Origin of the sequence: Nocardia pneumoniae NBRC 100136 (genome assembly GCF_000308755.1) — a bacterium.
Classification (GTDB): domain Bacteria; phylum Actinomycetota; class Actinomycetes; order Mycobacteriales; family Mycobacteriaceae; genus Nocardia; species Nocardia pneumoniae.
Window position 1 is genome coordinate 75,907 of record NZ_BAGF01000149.1, and the last position, 19,887, is coordinate 95,793.

Genomic DNA, 19,887 nt, shown 5'->3' on the forward strand with positions numbered 1-19,887 from the left:
CACGTTGAGGCGGACGACCGAGAGTGATCAGGCGCGGTTGACGCCGCACCAGGCGGCGAAGCCGCGCACGCTCTCGTTGCTTCGAGCGTCGTCGCGGACCAGGACGCGGAGGGTCTCGTGGACCATGGGGTGGTAGCGGGTTTGGGTCGGCGCGATCTCCTTGGCCTTCTGAAGGGAGGCAAGGGTTTTCGCGCGGTCGCCGTGGAGAAGGTATCCCCGGGCCAAGTCGATGTAGTGGTGGCCCGCGCGCTCGCGTGGCGTGGTAGCCGGAAGATGCACGGGTTCGGCGCGTTTCACCGCCTCGGTGCCGTCCATCATCTCGACGGCCAGGCCGACCGACCATATGCCGACATTCGTGATGCCGAAGCACAGCCGGTAGTCGTCACGATCGGCACCGATGCGCTGGGCGGTTTCCCGCGCTTCGGCGAGGTGGTCGTCGGCGACATCCCGGCGACCCGCGCGGGCGGCGGCGAGACCGGATTTCAGGTGCAGGTTGCCCCACATGCTCAGGACGGCTGGATCGTTACCGCCGATCTCCGATTCTATTGTGCTACGGCTTGATTCGAGAAAACGCAGAGCTGTGGACCAGTCGGCCGCGCCGATCAGTTCGCCCGCGCGCTGATAGTCGCCGACGAGGACGGCCAGCGGGTCTCCGGACCGTGCGGCTGCCCATTCGTGGGCCAGAGAGGTTGCCCGATCTCCGGGATGAACAGCAAGTCGCCGACCGAGCGCGTTGTCGCTGGTGGCGGGCGGTTACGTTTTGCCGCCGCGTTACGTCAATGAGACGTAGCGGTGCGATCGGCAATCGGCCGCGCCAACGTATCAAGGAGAACTCACCTCATGACCTTGCGCATGACGAACCCTTTCTACCTGCTGCCCGAGGCAGGCCAGGCCATTCCGGCGGCCCTCGAAAAGGCTGTCTTCGGAAGCGGCATTCCCCGTTCGACATTGGCGATCGCCGCGATGCGGGCCAGCCAGATCAACGGAGGCAGCGCCTGCCTGTGGGCCGAGGTTCAGCTGGCGAGGAAGGAAGGCATCAGCGACGACCAGCTCGCCACCGTCTCGGCGTGGCGGAAAGCGCCGTATTTCAGCGACGCCGAGCGTGCGGCGCTGGCATTCGCCGAGGCGATCACGGACATGGCGCACCGCGGTGGTGATCTGGTGTCCGACGAGCTCTGGGACGAGCTGTCGCGGCATTACGACGAGCGGCAGCGTGCGGCGCTGACCCTCTGGCTCGCCGGCGGAACCATGTTCAACATCGTCAACAACGTGGTCGGCGAGCCCGCCGGGCAGATCTGGGACAACGGAACGGACGTCGCATGACCAGCCATGCGAAATCGCGGATGCTGACGGTCGCCAAGTGGATACCCGGCACGATTCTGCTGGCCGAAACCGCGGTGGGGTCGTACTGGGATCTCGCGCGGATCCCCCTCGTGCGGGAGGTCCTCGGTCGCCTGGGATATCCCATGTACTTCACCACGATCCTGGGCGTGGCCAAGCTGGCGGCAATCGCCGCGCTGGTTACGCCGGGACACCCCCGGACGAAGGAATGGGCGTATGCCGGACTGGTTTTCGTCTACGGCGGCGCGGCCGCATCCCATGCCGCGATCGGCGACAAGCCCGACAAGTGGGCCACGCCCTTGGTTTTCGTCGCCAGCGCGTTGGCCGCTCGGGAACTGCAGAAGCCGTAGCAATTTCTAGTAACACTAGATTGTCAAGCGATGCTATATTCGGCCTATGACGACCCAGAGGCGACGAGAACGGGAACGCGCCGAACGGCACCGGCTGATCATCGACACCGCTCGGGAGCTGGCCGAGTCGCAGGGCTGGGACGCGGTGACTGTGCGCAGGCTGGCGGAACGGATCGAATACAGCCAGCCGGTGCTGTATTCGCACTTCGCGGGCAAGGACGAGATCGTCACGGCGGTCGCCGAGGAAGGCATCGCGGAGATGGCCGCGTGGAGCCGCGCGGCGTTGGAGTCCGCGGGCGGCGAGCCGCGCGCAGCGTTGGCGGCGGTGGCGCGGTCCTACCTCGACTTCGCGACCGCGCGGCCCGCACTCTACGACGCGATGTTCCTGATGAAGGTGAACCTCACGTTCGGCGAGAATGCCTCGCAGCCGCTGCGAGACGCGTTCGCCGTCATGTTCGCCGCGTTCGCACCGTTCGCGGGGGAGCACGATCCGGAGACTTTCACCGAGGTCGGCTGGAGCGCCCTGCACGGCTTGGCGACCCTGGACCGCGGTGGACGGCTGCGGCCTGCTCAGCGGGACGCCCGCCTGGCGGTGTTGCTCGACCAGTGGACCCGGTAGACCTCTGCCGTGGTGAGCGCCTCGATCTGAGAGTCGTCATTCCTGCCCGCGAGTGGGAGGCCAATTGGCAGTGATGCCGCCGCCTGAGCTGCGGCGGCATCGCTGGGTGGCAGGTCAGCTCACCGGCGTCAAGGCGGGGGGTGCCAGGTGCCGTCGATCCCCGACTCCGGCGCGGTCGGGCTGCCCGCAGCCCCGGTCGGCGAGGCCGGGGACCGCGATGAGCTCCAGTGTCACCAGCGGATCCAGCAGATCGAAGATCTGCCAGCGCTCGGTGACCGGCTTGCCTGCGACAGCGTCTGCTCGGCCGGAATGGGCAAGTGCGGCTTGCGGATCCGAGCGCGATCCGTGGTAGCGATCTGAAATCTAGCAAGGCTAGACAAGCTAGCGAGCGAATGTTATCGTTGCTCCAGTTTCTAACGCTGCTAGAATTTGGGAGCCGAAAATGCTCATCGTCACCGGCCAGATCATCGCCGCCGCCGCCGTTCTCGCCAATGCCGTCGTCTATGGGACCGACGTCTGCGGGGCCGTGATCACCCGGTCCGTGTACCGCAAGCTCGATGACGCGACCGTGACCATGAGTGCGGGATGGGGTCACTACTACGGCGACAAGCGCATGCCGGTTTTCGGTGTGGGCGGTGTGGTCACCGCGGTGCTCACACTGCTGATCGCGCTGTGGGCCGGGCAGATCGGCGCCGCTGTGGCGGCGGGGATCACCGTGGCGGCGCTGCTGACCTGGCTCGCCTTCTACGTCCGCATCGCCAAGCCGATCAATTCTCAGCAGACGGCCGCTGCGCAGAGCGGCATCATTCCGGCCAATGCCCGTGCGCTGCAGGACAAGTGGGACAGCATTCTGAAGTACCGGGTCACCCTGCAGTTCATCGCCATTGCCGGACTGTGCGCCGCGCTGATCCTGTTCTGATCTCAAAGCCCCGGGTGTCGCGTGTGATAGCACCCCACAACGTCCGGCTGATCGCCGGGGCACACCTGATATCGAATTCACTGAGGAGTAACTGACATGACCTTCACCAGCAACGAACAGCAGTTCCTCGCGGAGGCCGGGATCGGTCGGCTGGCCACGGTGTCGCCCGACGGCGTTGTGCAGAACAACCCGACCAGCTATCGGGTTAACGCCGACGGCACGATCGACATCGGGGGCATGCGGATGCGTGCCAGTCGAAAGTACCGCAATGTCGAGGCGGGCAGCCGGGTGTCGTTCGTCATCGACCAACAGGTTTCATTGGAGCCATACGTGATTCGCGGCATCGAGATACGCGGCACGGCCGAGGCGCTCGATGACGTGGAGCCGCCGTTTCCACCCCAGGAACGCGCGGTCATCCGAATTCACCCCGACCGGATCATCTCCTGGGGCATCGACGGCGGATCCTTCGACTTCACCGGTCGCCGCGCCGAGTAGTCCGGCACTGTAGGTGAAAAGCCTTATGCAGCATGGCGAATCCATTCGACCGATCTGCCGAGTCGAGCCGAGGTCAGGCCGGGGTGACGATCTGGATCAGGTTCCCGCAGGTGTCGTCGAAGACCGCCGTGGCCACCGGACCGGCCGCCATCGGTTCCTGCGTGAACGTCACCCCGAGCCCGCGCAGCCGCTCGTATTCCGCTTGGACGTCGGTGACCTGGAACGAGGCGGCCGGAATGCCGTCGGCGACCAGGCCGTCCTTGTACGGCTTGACCGCGGGGTGCCCATCCGGCTCGAGCAGCAGTTCGGTGCCCTCGGGGTCCTCCGGCGAGACGACCGTCAGCCACCGGGCCTCACCCAGCGGAACGTCGTGCTTCTTGGTGAAGCCGAGCACCTCGGTGTAGAAGTCGAGGGCCTTCTGCTGGTCGTCGACGAACACGCTGGTGACATAGATCTTCACGGTGCTTGTCCTTTCCTGGTGACCGGCCACCGCTCGACGATGGCGGCCAGGGGAGTGGTGTCGAGGTGGTGGAACTTGTACCGCCCTTGCTTGCGCGCGGTGATCAGCCCGGCCTCCTCCAGCACCGCCAAGTGCTGGGAGACGGCCTGCCGGGTGAGGCTCAGCTGATGCCGACTCGTCAGGCGGACGCAGATCTCGAACAGGGTCTGACCGTCGCGCTCGGTCAGCTCGTCGAGAATGGTCCGCCGGGTGGGATCGGCGAGGGCCTTGAAGACATCGCCCATGGGCCGACGATAGGCAAGTGCTCACTTGCCTGTCAAGGCCGACGCGATTTCCCAGAAGTCGGCATAGCGACCACCGCGGCGCAGCAGCTCGTCGTGGCTGCCCTGTTCCACGATCCGGCCGTTGTCCAAGAAGACGATGCGCGATCATCACCACCGTATCGCCGCGATGCGGGCCAGCGGCGCGGCCGCGTCCCATGCCGCGGTCGGCGACAAGCCCGACAAGTGGGCAACGCCCTTGGTTGTCGTCGCCAGCGCGTCGGCCGCTCGGGAATTGCGGAAGCCGTAGCCGACAGCGGTCATCCCGACTTCGGCCTCGGTCTACCGGATCTCGACGGGAACGCCGAGCCGGTGTGCGCATTCCTCGGAGATGGTCGTATCGAGCGGGCCATCGCTCGATACGACCAGCCGTAGTTTCGGAAAACGCTGGGCGTCGAGACCCGAAGTGGCCAGCTCGGCGAGCGTATCCGGTGTGCAGTGGGCCACTGTCACTCGATGATGTTTCAGCAGCTGCACCAAGTCCGCGGGCGTGCACGGGTTTCTAGGCAGCACAACGGTTGCACGTGCCCGTAGCGCGAGGTTCACGGCTATCTGCATATTGCCGATACGCTGCAACGGCGTTGCGGCGAGCACGACATCGGATTCTCGTGGTCGAAGCGCCGCGGTGGTCTGCCTCAAATCCGCGATGAGACCGCTATGGGTCAGTTCCGCCCTTTCCCATGCACCTTGCGTTCCGCCGGGCTCGGCTAGAACAGCCGTCCGATTCCCACCCCTGTGGTTGGGCATGGCGCCACTCGCCGATTCGTCGAGGGACCCATGCCACCAGACCAGGCAACCACTGGTGTTCAGCGGCGTATCGCCGACGTGCACGGCCTGGACGCAGCGCAGCTCACGCCCGATTCCGGCGGCGTCGAGCCGATCCCATATGTCCCAGGAAGTCAGGACAGCGCGCACCTCGCGGAGGGGTGGCCGAGTATTCCACTCCGTCATCGGAGCACGCGGATCCAACGGCAAGACCACGGCGCCGATGGCCAGTACACCGTGAAATGCCGCGACGAACTGGGCGCTGTTGTCCAGGATCACAGCAACGACGTCGTCTTCACCCACTCCGGACGCGCGCAGACCAGCGGCCACCTGGTCGATCGCCTCCACCAGTTCCCCATAGCTCCAGCGTCGTCCCGTCCCCGACGTATAGTCGACCAGCGCGCGCCGCCGCGCAGACTCCCCGCCGAGTTCGTCGTCGAGGTCACCAACAACGAACTCGGTGAGGCCGATATCTGCCGGTTCCGTCTCGTGCCACATCCTGAATCCCATTTCCTGCTGATTTGAACTATCCCACTCCGGCAGGACGGTCCGCTGGTCGTCATTGGACTACGGCAATTGGCCGGACTCGCTCGGCCGGAGGAATCGGTGGATAGTGGCCGCGAACTGCCGCACCTGTTCACCAGCCTCCAGAACGGTCACCGTCGTCGCTGTCCAGGACGTCGAGAAGCCGGACTGCCGCATCAAGGTCCAGGTGAGCCGGACATGACCCAATGGCGCGTGCTCTGTGTCGATCCGGAGTTCGTGATCCATGCTCTCCCAGGTTCGGATACCGGTCCAGCCGGTGAAGTCCTGTTCCAACGTGTCGACGAACCGGGACAGCGAACGGCCGCCGACGTGGTCGACCAAGAGCCCGCGCATCGAGGCCGACATTCCCTCGGCGGACAGTTCGGCGCACATCGCGACGAAGTCGTCGTCACACGGCCTTCCGTCGCGGTAAGGCATGGTGCGGTGCCAGAGCCGCACCCGACTGCCGAAGGAGCGATCGATCATCTCGATCGCCTCGCCGTGATCGACCATCTCCCTGTCGAATTCGCACGTCATGAGCGAAGGGTAGTCCACGGCGCCGAGTGCCGGAGCGAGGGAAGTTCAACGGCGACTCGGTACCAGTGGGCTGGAGATTTCCCAGAAGTCGGCATAGCGACCACCGCGGCGCAGCAGCTCGTCGTGGCTGCCCTGTTCCACGATCCGGCCGTTGTCCAAGAAGACGATGCGGTCGGCGCGTTGGACGGTCCGCAGGCGATGCGCGATCATCACCACCGTCCGGCCCGCCATCAGGCGTTCGATACCGTCGTGGACGGCCGCTTCGTTCACCGGGTCGAGTGCGGAGGTCACCTCGTCCAGCAGCACGATGGGCGCGTTCTTCAGCAGCGCTCGCGCGATCGAAACGCGTTGGCGCTCACCACCGGACAGCAGTGCGCCGCCCTCGCCGACCTTCGCCGCCCACCCGCCGGGAAGTCGCTCGATCACCTCGTCCAACCGCGCCGCGGTCGCTGCCGCTCGCACTTCGGCGTCGTCGGCGTCGGGACGGCCGAGCCGCACGTTCTCCTCGATGGTGCCGTCGAACAGATAGACATCCTGGAAGACGATGGCGATCTGCCGCATGAGCACGTCGGTGCTGATCGCGCGCACGTCCGCGCCGCCGACGCGCACCGCGCCCGCGTCCACGTCGTAGAACCGCGCCAGCAACTGCAGCAAGGTGCTCTTGCCCGCGCCCGACGGTCCGACAATGGCAAGCCGCCCGCCCTCGGGCACCGACAGCGAAAGGTCGTCGATCACGGTACGGCCGCCGTGCTGGAAGCTCACGGACTCGAACTCGACGTCATGGCCTACCGGCTGAATCGGTTCGGGAGCTTCCGGCAGCGGCTCGGTGGTCAACACCGCCTCCAGCCCGGCCAGTCCGGCACGCGCGCCGCGCATTTGGCCGCCGATTTCCGACAGCGACAGCAGCGGATCCGCGCAGCGGGCGGCCAGCACCAGGATCGCCAAAACCTCCGGGACACCGATATTCCCGCCGAGCGCCAGGTAGGCGCCCAAGGCCAGCAGCGCGGTGAACATCGCCTGCACCGTCAGGGTGAGCCCCACTATGCCGGGCAGCGCCGACAGTATGGAACGGCGGGACGCGCGCTCGAGTCCCGACAGCGCGTCGTCGAGCAACCGGAAGCGTTCGACGGTCCGGCCGCCGGCGCGCAGCACAGGCTGGGCCTGAAGGTATTCGATAACTCTGCCCGTAGCGTCCTTGGTGCGTTCGGTGCGCTCCGCGTCGGCGGCGGCCATCGAACGTCCCGCCCAGATCTGGATCCCCGCCACGACCGGTACGGCGGCCAGCGCGGCCGAGCCCATGTGCCAGTCGAAGGCGAACATCACGGCGACGATCGTCAGCGGAGTCACGCTGGCGGAGATCAACGGTGCCAGCAGATGCGCGATGACGCTCATCGCCTGTAGCACACCCTCGCTGGCGAGGATCGACACCTCTCCGACACGACCGGGGGTGAACCAGCCGAGGGGCAATCGCGCCAGATGATCGCCGAAGCGATGATAGACACCGCGCAAAAGCGTGGTCCCGACCAGGAAACCGGACAGATCGCTGCGATAGCGCAGCGCCGCGTAGCCCGCGACCGCCGCCCCGAACGCGATCAGCCAGGGCCGGGCGTCCGTGGGCGTGCTCCCGAACAGTGCCCGCAGCACCGGAACCAGCAGTGCGTAGGACAAGCCTTCGGCTACCGAGGTCGCCGTCATGAGGGCCACGGTGCGACGCACGGGCCGGGCGTACTCGCGTCCCAGCACGCGCAGCAGCATTCGAATCATCGGGACTCGTCTCCTTGCAGTGTCTCATCGGCGGCGTTCGCGGGTACGCTCCGTGGCCTCGCCAAGGGCCTGAGCTCGCGCCGCAGCACGCCACCGAGGGTTTCGGCCTCATCGGTGAGCGCGGATCGGTGGGATTGCCAGAATTCGGCGAACCTTCCGCTCCGTGCCAGCAGTTCGGCGGGTTTGCCGCGCTCGACGATCGAGCCGTTCTCCAGCAGCACGACGGTGTCGGCGTCGGCGATCGTCTCCAGGCGATGGGCGATGACCAGAATCGTCCGGTCGCCCTCCAGCGTGGCCAGCGCCCGGCGCACCGCCTGTTCGGTGTGCGGGTCGGCGAAGGCGGTGGCCTCGTCGAGCACCAGAATCGGTGCGTCGGCGAGCAGCGCGCGTGCGAGGGAAATCCGTTGCGCCTCACCACCGGACAATTGGACGTCCGCACCGAGGACCGTGTCGTAGCCGCGCGGCAGCTCGAGGATCCGATCATGGATGTTCGCCAGCCGGGCGGCGCGAACCACGTCGTCCCGGTCGGCATGCGGGACCGCCAGCGCGATATTGTCCGCGACCGACGCGCGCAGCAGCCGTACGTCCTGGAAGACGAAGGAAACCATCCGATACAGCTCCCGGCTGCCGAGCTCGCGTAAATCGACGTCACCCATGCGGACCGAACCGTGGGTCGGGTCGAAGAACCGCGGCAAAAGCTGCACCAGCGTGGATTTTCCGCTTCCCGACGGACCGACGAGCGCCGTGACCGTCCCCGGCTCGAGCACCAGGTCGATCCCGCGCAGCACCTCGTGCTCGGCGTCGTAGCCGAATCGAACGTCACGCAGTTCCACCCGGTGTCCCTGCGGTGCCACCGGGCGCGCGGGTTCCGGAAGCGGCTGCACCGCGAGCACGTCCCGGATCCGCCCGACCGCGCGCCGGGCGGCCTGCAGATCGTCGAAGCCGTGGCCCAGCGCCGCCACCGGAGCGGTCAAGCCCAGTCCCAGCAGCAGGAAGGGCAGCAGGTCGGCCGGGGCCAGAGAACCGTTCGTGATCAGAACCGCACCGCCGACCAGCACGATCAGCAGCACGAACGGCGGTGACAGCACCACCTGCATTCCCGCGGCGACTCCGGCGAGACCACGCACCATCCGGAGAAAGGAATCCGCGAAATCATCTGCCGCCTTGCGGAATCTTCGGTGGGCGCGCTCGCCTGAGCCGAACGCCTTGACCACCGAAATGCCCTGCACGAACTCGACGGCCGCGGTCGCGATCCGGCCCATCCCCGCGTCGAACTCCGTCTGCTCACGCAGCCGGGTCGAGGTCATCATCAGGGGGACCAGCGCCACTGCCAGCGCCACCGGTATGAGCGTGATCAGTGTGAGCCGCCAGTCGATGGTGAACAAGTAGATCAGCGACACCAGCGGCACCACGAATGCGGCGACCAGGTCGCCGGGGGTGTGGGCGATGAACGGGTGCACGGCGCTCACGTCCTTGCCCACGATCTTCGCCAGCTCGCCGGTGCCGCGCCGGGAGAACCAGCCGATCGGCACATGCCCCAGCCGCGCGGCCAGTTGTCTGCGAAACGACAGTTGCACCTGGCTGTCGAGCAGATGCCCGATTCCGGACGACGCGGCCGTGAACAGCAGTCGGGCGAACAAGCCGACCGCACCCGCGATCACGACGACCCGGACATGACCGTGATCGATCGGGCCGGGCGACAACAGTGTTCGACCCAATTCGACGACCGCGAGCAACGGCGCCAGACCAGCGACAGCGCCGATGATCTGCAGGACGACCACGGCGGCGAAACCGCCGAGATGGGGGCGCAGCAACGTCGCTACGCTCTGTTGCGCCGGGGAATCGACTGCTGCTGGTGTGGATTGCTCCCTCGCCTCGGCGAGGTCGATGGTGGTCATCGTTCGGCCCCGGCCAGGGCGCGACGCAGTACTGCGGCGAGTTCGGCGTTCTGCCGCTGGGACACCTCGGCGGACAGAATTGCCTGCGATCCGTGAAATGTGCCGGGCCACTGATGCAGCTCGACCGGCACTCCCGCCCGCAGCAGGCGCAGTGCGTAGTCGATGTCTTCGTCGCGGTTCGGACAGAACTCCGCGGTGGCGATGTAGGCGGGTGGCAGGCCGGACAGATCGGTGGCCCGCGCGGGGGCGGCGTACGGCGTTGCGGGTGTGGAGTCCAGGTAGTGCCCCCACATTTGGGCGACCTTGCCGCGAGTCAGGAAGGGCGTATCGGTGAAATCCCGTGCCGACCATGTCTGTTGCCGGTCATCGAGGACGGCTTGGTTGAGCAACTGGAACCGGATCGGCGGCCCCTGCTGGTCTCGCGCCCGCAACGCCACCGCGGCCGCGATCCCCGCACCGGCGCTGTGGCCTCCGATCGCGATCCGCGCCGGGTCGATGCCGAGCTCGGTCGCGTGCTCGGCCGTCCAGGTCAGCACCGTGTAGACGTCATCATGGGCGGCGGGGAATCGGTGCTCGGGCGCCAAGCGGTAGTCCACCGAGATCACTGTCGCGCCGGAGGCGTTGGCGAGCAGCGCGGCCCACGGATGTTCGGTGTCCAGGTCACCCATGACGAACCCGCCGCCGTGCAGCCACAGGATGGCGCCCTGCGCTCCCTGCGGGCGGTAGATTCGCACGGGCACCTCGGAATCGCCCGGGACCGTGCGATTTTCGATCTCCAGGTTCGCGGTGTCCGGTACCGGTACCGCGGCGGCCAGCTCGGCGAGGTTCTCCCGGGCAGTGATCGGATCGGACAGATCGGCCGGGGGGAACAGCGGGACATATGCTTCGAGGTCGGGATCCAAGATCATGCCGTCGATGGTCGCGCCCGCCAGGCGTGCTCCGCTTCCGGCGACGGGAGTCGCTGTCTACGTGAATTCGCGTACGACGATCGCGATCGGCTGCGTCGGTCGTCGTAGCCGGTCAGTCGTTCGACAGCCGCACCGAGGGTCACGTCGCCGCCGTACTTCTGCGCCAATCGCCGTGAGTTGCATGCACTCAGCGCATCGTGCTCATCGTCGTCGGTTCCGCCAGGGACGAACGAATCGATCGTCGCTACGACGTGAAATCACTCAGCCCGGTCTGGTAGGCGATCACGACCAGCTGCGCGCGGTCGCGTGCACCCAATTTCACCATCGCGCGGCTGACATGCGTGCGCGCGGTCGCCGGACTGAGAAACAGCGCGGCGCCGATTTCGTCATTGCTCATGCCCTGCCCGACCAGTGCCAGCACTTCGCGTTCCCGGTCGGTCAGCACCGCGAGCCGGTCCTCGGCGGACTTGGCCGCCCTGCGCTGCGCGGTGAACTGGCTGATGAGGCGGCGGGTGATCCGGGGCGCGAGCAGCGCGTCGCCTGCGGCGATCACCCGGATGGCGTGCAGGAGTTCGGCTGGGCCCGCGTCCTTGAGCAGGAACCCACTCGCGCCCGCTTGCAAGGCGTCGAAGACGTTCTCGTCGGTGTCGTAGGTGGTGAGGATGAGCACCTTGACCCGCTCCATCCCGTTGGCCTCGGCGATCTGCGCGGTGGCGCGTATCCCGTCCAGCCGCGGCATGCGGATGTCCATGAGGACGACGTCGGGGCGGGTGGCTCGGGCCATCTCCACAGCTTCCGCGCCGGTGGTGGCTTCACCGACCACCGTGATGTCGTCTTCCAGGTCGAGCAGGACTTTGAAGCCGGAACGGACCAGACGTTCGTCGTCGGCGAGCAGTACTTTGATCGGTGGTGTGGCGTTCACAAGCGCGATCCGACCGGGGTCAAGGGCAGGCGGGCGGTGACCTCGAACCCGCCATCGGGACGCGGCGTCGCGTCCAGTTCACCGCCGAGCAGCTGGCAGCGTTCGCGCATTCCGACGATCCCGCGGCCGGTCGTGGGAGAGCTGCCGGCGCGGGCCGGGACGTGCCCGGGATCGCGACGACCTTCGTCGACCACCCGTATCCGCAAGGCGTCGATGCCGGGTTCGAGCGCCACCGTCACCCGGGTCGGGCCCACGTGGCGGATCACGTTGGTGATCGATTCCTGCACGATGCGGTACGCGGCGCTGCCTACCGCGCTCGGTAGCGGCGTCACCGGCGCGGACTGCTCGAAAGCGATGTCGAGCCCGGCATCGCGGGCCTTGCCGACGAGTTCGTCGATCTGGCCGAGACCGGGGTAGGGCTCGCGCTCGTCGCCATCACGCAGAACACCGAGGATGGCACGCATCTCGCGCAGTGCCCGCGAGCTGGTCTGCTCGATGGTGCGCAACGCTTCCCGAGCCTGCTCCGGTCGCTTGTCGAGCACATGCGCGGTGACACCGGACTGCACGTTGATGATGGCGATCGCGTGGGCGACGGTGTCGTGGACCTCGCGGGCGATCCGCAGCCGTTCGGCGTCGACTCGCGCCCTGGCTTCCTCGTCGCGGGACCGTTCGGCCAGTTCCGCGCGTTCTTGCGCGTCGGCGGCGATGACCCGGCGGGACCGGACGGACTCGCCGAGCGTCGTGCTGATCACCGACGCGCCGATCCGGAAGAACACCCAGCCGATGGCCACCAGCGGTTCGACATCCGCTGCCGCGATCAGCCAGCCGACGGCGAGCACCGTGATGCCCGCACCGGCGATCATCAGCGATCGCCGCCCGTCGCCGTAGGCGGCGAGGGTGTACAGGGCGACGAAGAGCGCGAGATAGGAAGCCCGGTCGGGGAAATCGTGACCGAAATAGATCAGGCTGGCCACCGCCGTGACTCCGAACACCATGACCGGCCACCGGCGGCGCGCGGCGACGGCCACGCCACTCACGGTCAGCAGGGCATATCCGAGGCCCGAGACCGGCGTCGAGACCGGCTCGAGCGGCACCGGGATCGCGCCGCTCAGTACCTGAATCACGGTGACGAACAGCGCCAGGAGGATATCCGGCAGCCAGGCGGGCCGACGCGAGAACCAGGCAGACAGCCGCCGTGACGCCGCCCGTTGAACCATGCCGTGAGAGTACGGCATCCGCGGCTACCGGCGCTCCTGCCCGGGTGCGCGATCGGCTACGACGACCGGCGCAGGCGCTCGCGATCGTCGTACGCGTATTCGCGTAGACGGCGACTCCCGCTGCCGGAAGCCGAGTATGCCCGGCCGCCGCGACGATTCACGGCATGAGAAAAGCCTTCACCGGTCTGGCGGCGTTGCTGCTGCTCGCCGTCCTCGCCCAGTTCTATCTGGCCGCCAGCGGCGCGTTCGACACCGCGCCCGTCGAGGAATCTTTTCAGCCGCATCGCACGCTCGGCTACGCGATACTCGTCTTCGCGGTCATGATCACGATCGCCGCCGCCGTCGCCCGGATGCCGGGTCGGCTCATCGGGCTGACCGGTCTGGTCGCCGGGTTGGTGATCGGTCAGTCGGTGATCCGGGAAGTCGCCACATCGTTCGGTGACGGGTCCGGCACCGGCCATTTCATCTTCGGCCTGCACGCGATCAACGGGCTGGTCATCGTCGGCGTGATCGGGATGATCGTGCGGCAATCGCGAAAGATCGCGTGGAAACCGGTCGGACCCGCGCGACCGGCGTCATGACGACAGCCACCTGGATCACCGTGGACCATGCCCTCGCGTTGCTCAGCGTCGCCGCGTGGTTCGCCGCAGGCGTCACCATGGCCCTGCGACGCGCCGGGTCCGCCCTCGCTCTGCTGGCCGTGGCGCTGCTGGTGACGTCGACCAGGGCGGCGTCGGTGACGGTGCTGGCCGGTCGGGGCTGGTGGTTCGTCCACGAGAAGGTGCTACTCGGGTTGCCGATGCTCGCGGTGGCCGCGCTGGCCGCCACGGTGCTGGCGGGCCCCCGGCTGCTCGCGCACGTCACCGGTGACCGGCAGCCGGAAACCATCGAGACCGCTGGCGTTGTCGCGCTGCTCACCGCCGCTTACGCCGCATTGGCGGGTTTCCTGGTGACCTTCCTCGTCGGATACCCCCTGACCTTCGGCATCGCGCTGATCACGATCGCGCTGGTGCTCGGGGGCGCGCTGCTGACCGTGTCAGTACTCGCGACACCGAACCCGGTCGAGGAACCGCACGCCGATTCGGACGGGCCGGAGATTTCGCGCCGCCGCTTCCTCGGCGTTGCCGGTGGAGTGGTCGTGGTCGGCGCGGCCGGTACCGGCGTCGGCCTGTCGGTGCGGCCCACCCCGTCGGTGACCGATGGGGGTGGTCCGCTTCCAGCGACGCGCGCGGCGGTTTCGGTGACCGACCTGCGGGGCGCCGACACACCGGCACCGGGCGGCGTCCGGCGCGAATACGCATTGGTCGCCCGGAAAGCCACCATGCGCGCGGAGTCCGGACGCGACATCGACGCATGGACTTTCGACCGCACGGTGCCCGGCCCGCCGATCACGGCCACTCAGGGCGATCTGATCGAGGTCAGACTGGTCAACCACGACATCGGCGACGGAGTGACCCTGCACTGGCACGGCTACGACGTGCCGTGCGGGGAGGACGGCGCGGCGGGCATCACCCAGGACGTGGTGGCGCCTGGCGGCGAGTTCGTCTACCGGTTCCGCGCCGACCAAGTGGGAACCTACTGGTACCACACGCATTACGCGTCGCACATCGGCGTACGCCGGGGGCTGTTCGGTGCCCTCGTCGTGCGACCTCGCGAGGAATTCGACACCGGGCAACTGGATCTCACGCTGCTCGCGCACACCTTCGACGGCACCGCCATGATCGCGGGCGGCGCCGAACACATCGCCCCGCCGGGCACTGCGGTACGGCTGCGGCTGATCAACACCGACTCTGATCCGCACCTGTTCGCGCTGGCGGGCACCTCGTTCCGGGTGGTGGCCGTCGACGGCCGCGACCTCACCCAGCCCGGCGAGGTCAGCCGGACCGCGCTGCGGCTGCCCGCGGGCGGGCGCTACGACCTCGTGTTCGTCATGCCGGGCACGTCCGTGGCACTCTCACTCGACGACCGCGCCGCCACGGTATGGTTGCGGCCTCGAGGCGGTGTCCCCGACGACCAGCCGTCCACGCAGGACACCGCGGCATGGCCCGAACTCGACCTGCTGAGGTACGGAGCCCCGGCCCCCGTCACATTGCGCACCGACGCCGCCGACCGGCACTTCACCCTCGTTCTCGACCGCGGGATGGCCGTGGTCGACGGATCACCGGCATACGCGCACACCGTCAACGGACGTGGACATCCATCGATCTCCGATCAGCTCGTCGCCGAAGGCGACATCGTCCGGTTCACCGTGGTCAACCGGAGCCGCGAGACCCACCCCTGGCATCTGCACGGCCACCCGGTGCTGATCCTGTCCAGGGACGGGACGCCGTCGTCGGGCAGCCCACTGTGGGTCGACACCTTCGACGTTCGTCCAGGACAGGTATGGGAGGTCGCGTTCCGGGCCTCGAATCCGGGCATCTGGATGAACCACTGCCACAACCTGTCACACGCCGATCAGGGGATGATGCTGCAATTGCGCTACGACGGTGTCACCACACCCTTCGGCGGCAGGCATGCCAGCCACCACCGCTGACGATCGCGCAACGCGGCTCGCTGTCGATGACGCGAACCGTGCGGTGCTGTCTGCCGAAGGCGCGCAGCGGGTTTCGCCGCGACCGCGATGGTGTGATCGGCCGACTCAGCGGCACAGGATGGTCTCGCGCTGCATACGTGACAGCTTCTCGGGATTGCGCACGGCGTAGAGCCCGGTGATGAGGCCGTTGTCGATGCGCACCGCCACCACGGTGTCGATCTCGCCGTCTCGCCGGAGTACCAGCGCCGGATAGCCATTGACGTGTACCGGCTGCCGCACTGCCGCGGCGAGGTTGCCGAGCCCGGCGGCCAGCACCCCGGCCACGCTGTCGGCTCCCACGATGGGCGTCAGCGTGGCCTGCGCGATGCCGCCGCCGTCACCCAGGAACACGACATCCGGCGCGAGGATGTCGAGCAGATTCTTCAGGTCGCCCGTCTCGATCGCTCGCTGGAACGCCTCGAGCGCGTCTCGGGTCTCGGCGGCGGAAACGATTCCGCGTGGTCGGCGTGCCGCGACGTGCGCCCGCGCCCGGTATGCGAGCTGGCGCACCGCGGCGGGACTCTTGTCGACGGCTTCGGCGATCTCGCCGTATTCCAGGCCGAACACCTCGCGCAGCACGAACACCGCGCGTTCGATCGGAGCGAGCGTCTCCAGCACCAGCAGCATCGCCATCGAGACGCTGTCGGCCAGTTCGACGTCCTCGGCCACGTCAGGCGCGGTCAGCAGCGGCTCGGGCAGCCAAGGGCCGACGTAGGACTCCTTGCGGCGGCCGAGGGCGCGCAGGCGGTCGAGCGCCTGGCGGGTCGTGACCCGGACCAGATAAGCGCGCTGATCCTGGACCGTCTCCAGGTCGACGCCCGTCCACCGCAGCCAGGTCTCCTGGAGGACGTCTTCGGCGTCGGCGGCCGAGCCGAGCAGTTCGTAGGCGACGGTGAACAGCAGATTGCGGTGGGCGACGAACGCCGCGGTAGCCGGGTCGGGGCGATTGCCGCGGCTGCTGCTCTCGCCGCGATCGCGGGGCGTGCTCTGCGATGTACCGGCCATGGGTGGCTCCTGTTCCCTCTCGAGTGGGTCACCCCACCAGACGCCGGGGCACGCCGTCGCATAACACCGATGTGTTGTGGTGCGCGTCACGTCAGTGCGCTGTTACACGGCGCGGGGAGCCGACGTCTCGTGGTCGTTCAGTGCGGCAGCACGCAACACCACGAGTGAGGACCGAATCATGGAACCCCGTTTCAACCTGAACGACAACGAGCTCGGCGCCAAGATCGGCAGGCGGTTCGCCAACACCAGCCTGGCGATCACGCAGTCGACACTGCCGAAGACCACGCTGGAACTGGTCGAGCTGCGCGCCAGCCAGATCAACGGTTGCGGTTGGTGCACCGACGTGCACACCAAGGAGTTGGCGGCCGCCGGGGAAACCGCGGTCCGGATCAACCTGGTCGCCGCCTGGCGTGAGTCCACCGTGTTCACCGAGGCCGAGCGGGCCGCGCTCGCGCTGGCCGAGGAGGGTACTCGGCTCGCCGACGCCCACCGGGGCGTGTCCGACGAGACCTGGGCCCAGGTGCGCGAGCACTACGACGACGATCAGATCGCGGCGCTGGTCTACCTGGTCGCCATGATCAACGCGGCCAACCGGCTCGGCGTGATCGCGCGCATGCCGGGCGGCTCCTACCAGCCCGGCATGTTCGACAGCATCACGGCCTGATCGGTATCTGAAATTGGCCCGGCCCAGGGATCTTCGACCCGGGCCTGGCCGACCGACGCCTGCCGTTGCGCAATGACCGACCTTCCGGCCCTCGCGGACCGTGTCGAATCGTCTCGCTGCCGGGCGAATTCGCCGACGCGGTGATGTGCACGACTACCACCGTAACGTCCGGTTCGGGCTACCCCGCCGAATGCTTTGGCGGATTACCGCTAATAGACTTGACGCACGGCATATTGAGATGCCATTATTAACACGGGAAGACACCAGAAATCGGGTGTCTATTTGTTTGTGTACTCGACATGGATCGAGTTCGGGTGTAATTTGAGACTTCGCGCCGGGGCGCGTGCTGTCCAGCTCTCGAAATACGAAATGACGGTAGAAAGTGGCGATTCCGCGTGCCGCTTTCTACCGGTTGTCGTCGAGTCATGTTCGGGGCAGCGTCCGCCCTCGGTGTGCACTGTGAAAACAGCCCACAGGACAAACAGATACCGTGACGACCGCGCGAACGCGTGGGCGGCGCGAGGTGCTGGAAGGACGCATCTTGGCAGTCTCTGGTCAGACCGAGGTCGGTGCCGGAATACCCGTCGATACCGGGATCTCCCGGGCCCCGAAGCGGGTCTCGTTCGCCAAACTCCGTGAGCCCCTGGATGTTCCGGGCTTGCTGGATGTCCAGATCGATTCGTTCGAATGGTTGATCGGTGCGCCCGCCTGGCGCGAACGGGCAGCGGCGCGCGGCGACTCGCTCGCGAGTGGCTTGGAGGAGGTGCTCGAAGAGCTCAGCCCCATCGAGGATTTCGCCGCGACAATGTCGCTGACGCTCTCCGACCCCCGTTTCGAGGAGGTCAAGGCCTCGGTCGAGGAATGTAAGGACAAGGATCTGACCTACGCGGCGCCGTTGTTCGTCACCGCGGAGTTCATCAACAACAACACCGGTGAGATCAAGAGCCAGACGGTCTTCATGGGCGACTTCCCGATGATGACCGGCAAGGGCACGTTCATCGTCAACGGCACCGAGCGCGTGGTCGTCTCGCAGTTGGTGCGTTCGCCGGGTGTCTATTTCGACGAGTCCATCGACAAGGCCACCGACAAGACGCTGCACAGCGCCCGAGTCATCCCGTCGCGCGGCGCGTGGCTGGAGTTCGACATCGACAAGCGCGACACCGTGGGCGTTCGCATCGACCGCAAACGTCGTCAACCCGTGACGGTCCTGCTCAAGGCGCTCGGCTGGACCAGTGCGCAGATCACCGAGCGGTTCGGTTTCTCCGAGGTCATGATGACCTCCCTGGAGAAGGACAACACACCGGGCACCGATGAGGCGCTGCTCGATATCCATCGCAAACTGCGTCCGGGTGAGCCGCCGACGAAGGAGTCGGCGCAGACCCTGCTGGAGAACCTGTTCTTCAAGGAGAAGCGCTACGACCTGACGCGCGTCGGTCGCTACAAACTCGACAAGAAACTCGGCATCCACACCGGCGAAGTCCGCTCGCGGGTGCTCACCGAGGAAGACATCGTCACGATCATCGAATACCTGTTGCGTCTGCGCGCCGGTGATTCGGTGATGACGGCGCCGGGTGGCATCGAGGTCCGGGTGGAGGTCGACGACATCGACCATTTCGGCAACCGCCGCCTACGCACCGTCGGCGAGCTGATCCAGAACCAGTTCCGGGTGGGGCTGTCCCGGATGGAGCGCGTGGTGCGCGAGCGGATGACGACGCAGGACGTCGAGGCGATCACGCCGCAGACGCTGATGAACATCCGCCCCGTCGTCGCGGGGCTCAGGGAGTTCTTCGGAACCTCGCAGATGTCGCAGTTCCTGGATCAGCGCAACCCGCTCGCCAGTCTGACCCAGAAGCGTCGCCTGTCGGCGCTCGGGCCGGGTGGTCTGACCCGGGAACGCGCCGGTCTGGAAGTCCGGGATGTGCACTACAGCCACTACGGCCGGATGTGCCCGATCGAGACGCCCGAAGGTCCGAGTATCGGGCTGATCGGTTATCTGTCGGTGTACGCGCGGGTCAATCCGTTCGGCTTCATCGAGACGCCGTACCGAAAAGTGGTGGACGGGAGAGTGACCGACGAGGTCGACTACCTGTCCGCCGATCAGGAAGACCTGCATATCGTGGCGCAGGCGAATGAGCCGCTCGATGCCGAAGGACGCTTCGTCGCCGCGCGAATAGCGGTCCGGCGCAAGAATTCGGAGGTCGAACTCGTTGATTCCACCGCGGTGGACTATATGGACGTCTCGCCGCGTCAGATGGTGTCGGTCGCGACGGCGATGATCCCGTTCCTCGAGCACGACGACGCCAACCGCGCTCTGATGGGTGCGAACATGCAAAAGCAGGCGGTGCCGCTGATCCGTTCCGAGGCGCCGATCGTCGGTACCGGTATGGAGTTGCGCGCCGCGGTGGACGCGGGCGATGTGGTGGTGAACGAGAAGGCCGGTGTGGTGGAGGAGGTTTCGGCCGACTACGTCACCGTCATGCACGACGACGGCACCCGAAGGTCGTACCGGATGAGCAAGTTCGCTCGGACGAATCAGGGCACGTGCTCGAACCAGCGTCCGATCGTGGACGAGGGTCAGCGGGTGGAGGCCGGTCAGGTGCTGGCGG

General features: G+C 67.1%; 22 protein-coding genes. 10 read left to right on the top strand and 12 right to left on the bottom strand.

What is annotated here, in order from left to right; translation table 11 throughout:
- Positions 1–27 precede the first annotated feature (27 nt).
- A complete protein-coding gene (locus ON34_RS30700) occupies positions 28–504 on the bottom strand; it encodes a hypothetical protein (RefSeq protein WP_051023372.1) in 477 nt (158 codons plus the stop codon).
- 336 nt (positions 505–840) lie between these two features.
- On the opposite strand from ON34_RS30700, the gene ON34_RS30705 reads away from it, so the two are divergent.
- From ON34_RS30705 to ON34_RS30730, 6 genes are all read left to right on the top strand, one after another.
- The gene (locus ON34_RS30705) at positions 841–1,323 is read left to right on the top strand and encodes a carboxymuconolactone decarboxylase family protein (RefSeq protein WP_040786292.1); all 483 of its coding nucleotides are present in this window, start codon (positions 841–843) and stop codon (positions 1,321–1,323) included.
- Positions 1,320–1,691 carry a DoxX family protein gene (locus ON34_RS30710; protein ID WP_040786295.1) on the top strand — a complete coding sequence of 124 codons (372 nt, stop codon included), beginning with the start codon at positions 1,320–1,322 and terminating at the stop codon, positions 1,689–1,691. Before ON34_RS30705 ends, ON34_RS30710 begins: the two co-directional genes overlap by 4 nt.
- A gap of 46 nt (positions 1,692–1,737) precedes the next feature.
- On the top strand, positions 1,738–2,310 hold the full coding sequence (locus ON34_RS30715) for a TetR/AcrR family transcriptional regulator (RefSeq protein WP_040786298.1): 573 nt from the start codon (positions 1,738–1,740) through the stop codon (positions 2,308–2,310).
- A gap of 147 nt (positions 2,311–2,457) precedes the next feature.
- Positions 2,458–2,670: a hypothetical protein gene (locus ON34_RS30720; RefSeq protein WP_040786301.1), complete on the top strand. Its 213-nt coding sequence runs from the start codon at positions 2,458–2,460 to the stop codon at positions 2,668–2,670.
- Positions 2,671–2,752: 82 nt separating this feature from the next.
- Positions 2,753–3,229: a hypothetical protein gene (locus ON34_RS30725; protein ID WP_040786304.1), complete on the top strand. Its 477-nt coding sequence runs from the start codon at positions 2,753–2,755 to the stop codon at positions 3,227–3,229.
- 96 nt (positions 3,230–3,325) lie between these two features.
- Complete coding sequence (locus tag ON34_RS30730; protein ID WP_040786307.1) at positions 3,326–3,724, top strand: PPOX class F420-dependent oxidoreductase; 399 nt, start codon at positions 3,326–3,328, stop codon at positions 3,722–3,724.
- A 73-nt stretch (positions 3,725–3,797) separates the two neighbouring features.
- On the opposite strand, the gene ON34_RS30735 is transcribed toward ON34_RS30730, so the two are convergent.
- The 10 genes from ON34_RS30735 to ON34_RS30775 all read right to left on the bottom strand — a co-directional run bounded on the left by ON34_RS30735 (position 3,798) and on the right by ON34_RS30775 (position 13,040).
- Positions 3,798–4,184 (bottom strand): VOC family protein, encoded by a 387-nt coding sequence (locus tag ON34_RS30735; RefSeq protein WP_040786310.1) that lies wholly within the window; start codon positions 4,182–4,184, stop codon positions 3,798–3,800.
- Positions 4,181–4,468, bottom strand: coding sequence for an ArsR/SmtB family transcription factor (locus ON34_RS30740; protein WP_040786312.1), 288 nt, complete (start codon positions 4,466–4,468; stop codon positions 4,181–4,183). Before ON34_RS30740 ends, ON34_RS30735 begins: the two co-directional genes overlap by 4 nt.
- 147 nt (positions 4,469–4,615) lie before the next feature.
- On the bottom strand, positions 4,616–4,768 hold the full coding sequence (locus ON34_RS36530; protein WP_157172528.1) for a hypothetical protein: 153 nt from the start codon (positions 4,766–4,768) through the stop codon (positions 4,616–4,618).
- Positions 4,769–4,786: 18 nt separating this feature from the next.
- On the bottom strand, positions 4,787–5,767 hold the full coding sequence (locus ON34_RS30745) for an AMP-binding protein (RefSeq protein ID WP_157172529.1): 981 nt from the start codon (positions 5,765–5,767) through the stop codon (positions 4,787–4,789).
- A 69-nt stretch (positions 5,768–5,836) separates the two neighbouring features.
- A complete protein-coding gene (locus ON34_RS34000) occupies positions 5,837–6,331 on the bottom strand; it encodes a DUF6228 family protein (protein ID WP_051023373.1) in 495 nt (164 codons plus the stop codon).
- A 45-nt stretch (positions 6,332–6,376) separates the two neighbouring features.
- Positions 6,377–8,095 carry an ABC transporter ATP-binding protein gene (locus ON34_RS30755; RefSeq protein WP_040786318.1) on the bottom strand — a complete coding sequence of 573 codons (1,719 nt, stop codon included), beginning with the start codon at positions 8,093–8,095 and terminating at the stop codon, positions 6,377–6,379.
- Positions 8,092–9,993: an ABC transporter ATP-binding protein gene (locus tag ON34_RS30760; protein WP_083889916.1), complete on the bottom strand. Its 1,902-nt coding sequence runs from the start codon at positions 9,991–9,993 to the stop codon at positions 8,092–8,094. Before ON34_RS30760 ends, ON34_RS30755 begins: the two co-directional genes overlap by 4 nt.
- Positions 9,990–10,901, bottom strand: a complete 912-nt coding sequence (locus tag ON34_RS30765) for an alpha/beta hydrolase (protein ID WP_040786320.1) — start codon at positions 10,899–10,901, stop codon at positions 9,990–9,992. The genes ON34_RS30760 and ON34_RS30765 overlap by 4 nt, the downstream gene beginning before the upstream one ends.
- A 244-nt stretch (positions 10,902–11,145) precedes the next feature.
- Positions 11,146–11,823 (bottom strand): response regulator transcription factor, encoded by a 678-nt coding sequence (locus ON34_RS30770; RefSeq protein WP_040786323.1) that lies wholly within the window; start codon positions 11,821–11,823, stop codon positions 11,146–11,148.
- A complete protein-coding gene (locus tag ON34_RS30775) occupies positions 11,820–13,040 on the bottom strand; it encodes a sensor histidine kinase (RefSeq protein ID WP_040786391.1) in 1,221 nt (406 codons plus the stop codon). Before ON34_RS30775 ends, ON34_RS30770 begins: the two co-directional genes overlap by 4 nt.
- Before the next feature lie 164 nt (positions 13,041–13,204).
- Here ON34_RS30775 and ON34_RS30780 point away from each other — a divergent pair, with 164 nt between their 5' ends.
- Positions 13,205–13,621 carry a DUF6220 domain-containing protein gene (locus ON34_RS30780; RefSeq protein WP_040786326.1) on the top strand — a complete coding sequence of 139 codons (417 nt, stop codon included), beginning with the start codon at positions 13,205–13,207 and terminating at the stop codon, positions 13,619–13,621.
- Positions 13,618–15,573, top strand: coding sequence for a multicopper oxidase family protein (locus ON34_RS30785; protein WP_040786393.1), 1,956 nt, complete (start codon positions 13,618–13,620; stop codon positions 15,571–15,573). The genes ON34_RS30780 and ON34_RS30785 overlap by 4 nt, the downstream gene beginning before the upstream one ends.
- A gap of 105 nt (positions 15,574–15,678) precedes the next feature.
- Here the strand turns inward: ON34_RS30785 and ON34_RS30790 are convergent, their stop codons facing one another.
- Entirely contained in the window at positions 15,679–16,617 is a 939-nt protein-coding gene (locus ON34_RS30790) for an RNA polymerase sigma-70 factor (RefSeq protein WP_040786329.1), read from the bottom strand.
- 178 nt (positions 16,618–16,795) lie between these two features.
- Here ON34_RS30790 and ON34_RS30795 point away from each other — a divergent pair, with 178 nt between their 5' ends.
- Together ON34_RS30795 and rpoB are read left to right on the top strand one after the other, a co-directional pair.
- Complete coding sequence (locus ON34_RS30795) at positions 16,796–17,281, top strand: carboxymuconolactone decarboxylase family protein (protein WP_040786331.1); 486 nt, start codon at positions 16,796–16,798, stop codon at positions 17,279–17,281.
- Positions 17,282–17,858: 577 nt separating this feature from the next.
- The coding region (rpoB, locus tag ON34_RS30800) for a DNA-directed RNA polymerase subunit beta (RefSeq protein WP_444543836.1) at positions 17,859–19,887 on the top strand (2,029 nt) is incomplete at its 3' end.

Bases quoted from the DNA above. Each gene is read 5' to 3' on its own strand.
- ON34_RS30700 (WP_051023372.1), bottom strand. From the start codon at position 504: ATGTGGGGCAACCTGCACCTGAAATCCGGTCTCGCCGCCGCCCGCGCG.
- ON34_RS30705 (WP_040786292.1), top strand. From the start codon at position 841: ATGACCTTGCGCATGACGAACCCTTTCTACCTGCTGCCCGAGGCAGGC.
- ON34_RS30710 (WP_040786295.1), top strand. From the start codon at position 1,320: ATGACCAGCCATGCGAAATCGCGGATGCTGACGGTCGCCAAGTGGATA.
- ON34_RS30715 (WP_040786298.1), top strand. From the start codon at position 1,738: ATGACGACCCAGAGGCGACGAGAACGGGAACGCGCCGAACGGCACCGG.
- ON34_RS30725 (WP_040786304.1), top strand. From the start codon at position 2,753: ATGCTCATCGTCACCGGCCAGATCATCGCCGCCGCCGCCGTTCTCGCC.
- ON34_RS30730 (WP_040786307.1), top strand. From the start codon at position 3,326: ATGACCTTCACCAGCAACGAACAGCAGTTCCTCGCGGAGGCCGGGATC.
- ON34_RS30740 (WP_040786312.1), bottom strand. From the start codon at position 4,468: ATGGGCGATGTCTTCAAGGCCCTCGCCGATCCCACCCGGCGGACCATT.
- ON34_RS36530 (WP_157172528.1), bottom strand. From the start codon at position 4,768: ATGACCGCTGTCGGCTACGGCTTCCGCAATTCCCGAGCGGCCGACGCG.
- ON34_RS30745 (WP_157172529.1), bottom strand. From the start codon at position 5,767: ATGTGGCACGAGACGGAACCGGCAGATATCGGCCTCACCGAGTTCGTT.
- ON34_RS34000 (WP_051023373.1), bottom strand. From the start codon at position 6,331: ATGACGTGCGAATTCGACAGGGAGATGGTCGATCACGGCGAGGCGATC.
- ON34_RS30755 (WP_040786318.1), bottom strand. From the start codon at position 8,095: ATGATTCGAATGCTGCTGCGCGTGCTGGGACGCGAGTACGCCCGGCCC.
- ON34_RS30760 (WP_083889916.1), bottom strand. From the start codon at position 9,993: ATGACCACCATCGACCTCGCCGAGGCGAGGGAGCAATCCACACCAGCA.
- ON34_RS30765 (WP_040786320.1), bottom strand. From the start codon at position 10,901: ATGATCTTGGATCCCGACCTCGAAGCATATGTCCCGCTGTTCCCCCCG.
- ON34_RS30775 (WP_040786391.1), bottom strand. From the start codon at position 13,040: ATGGTTCAACGGGCGGCGTCACGGCGGCTGTCTGCCTGGTTCTCGCGT.
- ON34_RS30780 (WP_040786326.1), top strand. From the start codon at position 13,205: ATGAGAAAAGCCTTCACCGGTCTGGCGGCGTTGCTGCTGCTCGCCGTC.
- ON34_RS30785 (WP_040786393.1), top strand. From the start codon at position 13,618: ATGACGACAGCCACCTGGATCACCGTGGACCATGCCCTCGCGTTGCTC.
- ON34_RS30790 (WP_040786329.1), bottom strand. From the start codon at position 16,617: ATGGCCGGTACATCGCAGAGCACGCCCCGCGATCGCGGCGAGAGCAGC.
- ON34_RS30795 (WP_040786331.1), top strand. From the start codon at position 16,796: ATGGAACCCCGTTTCAACCTGAACGACAACGAGCTCGGCGCCAAGATC.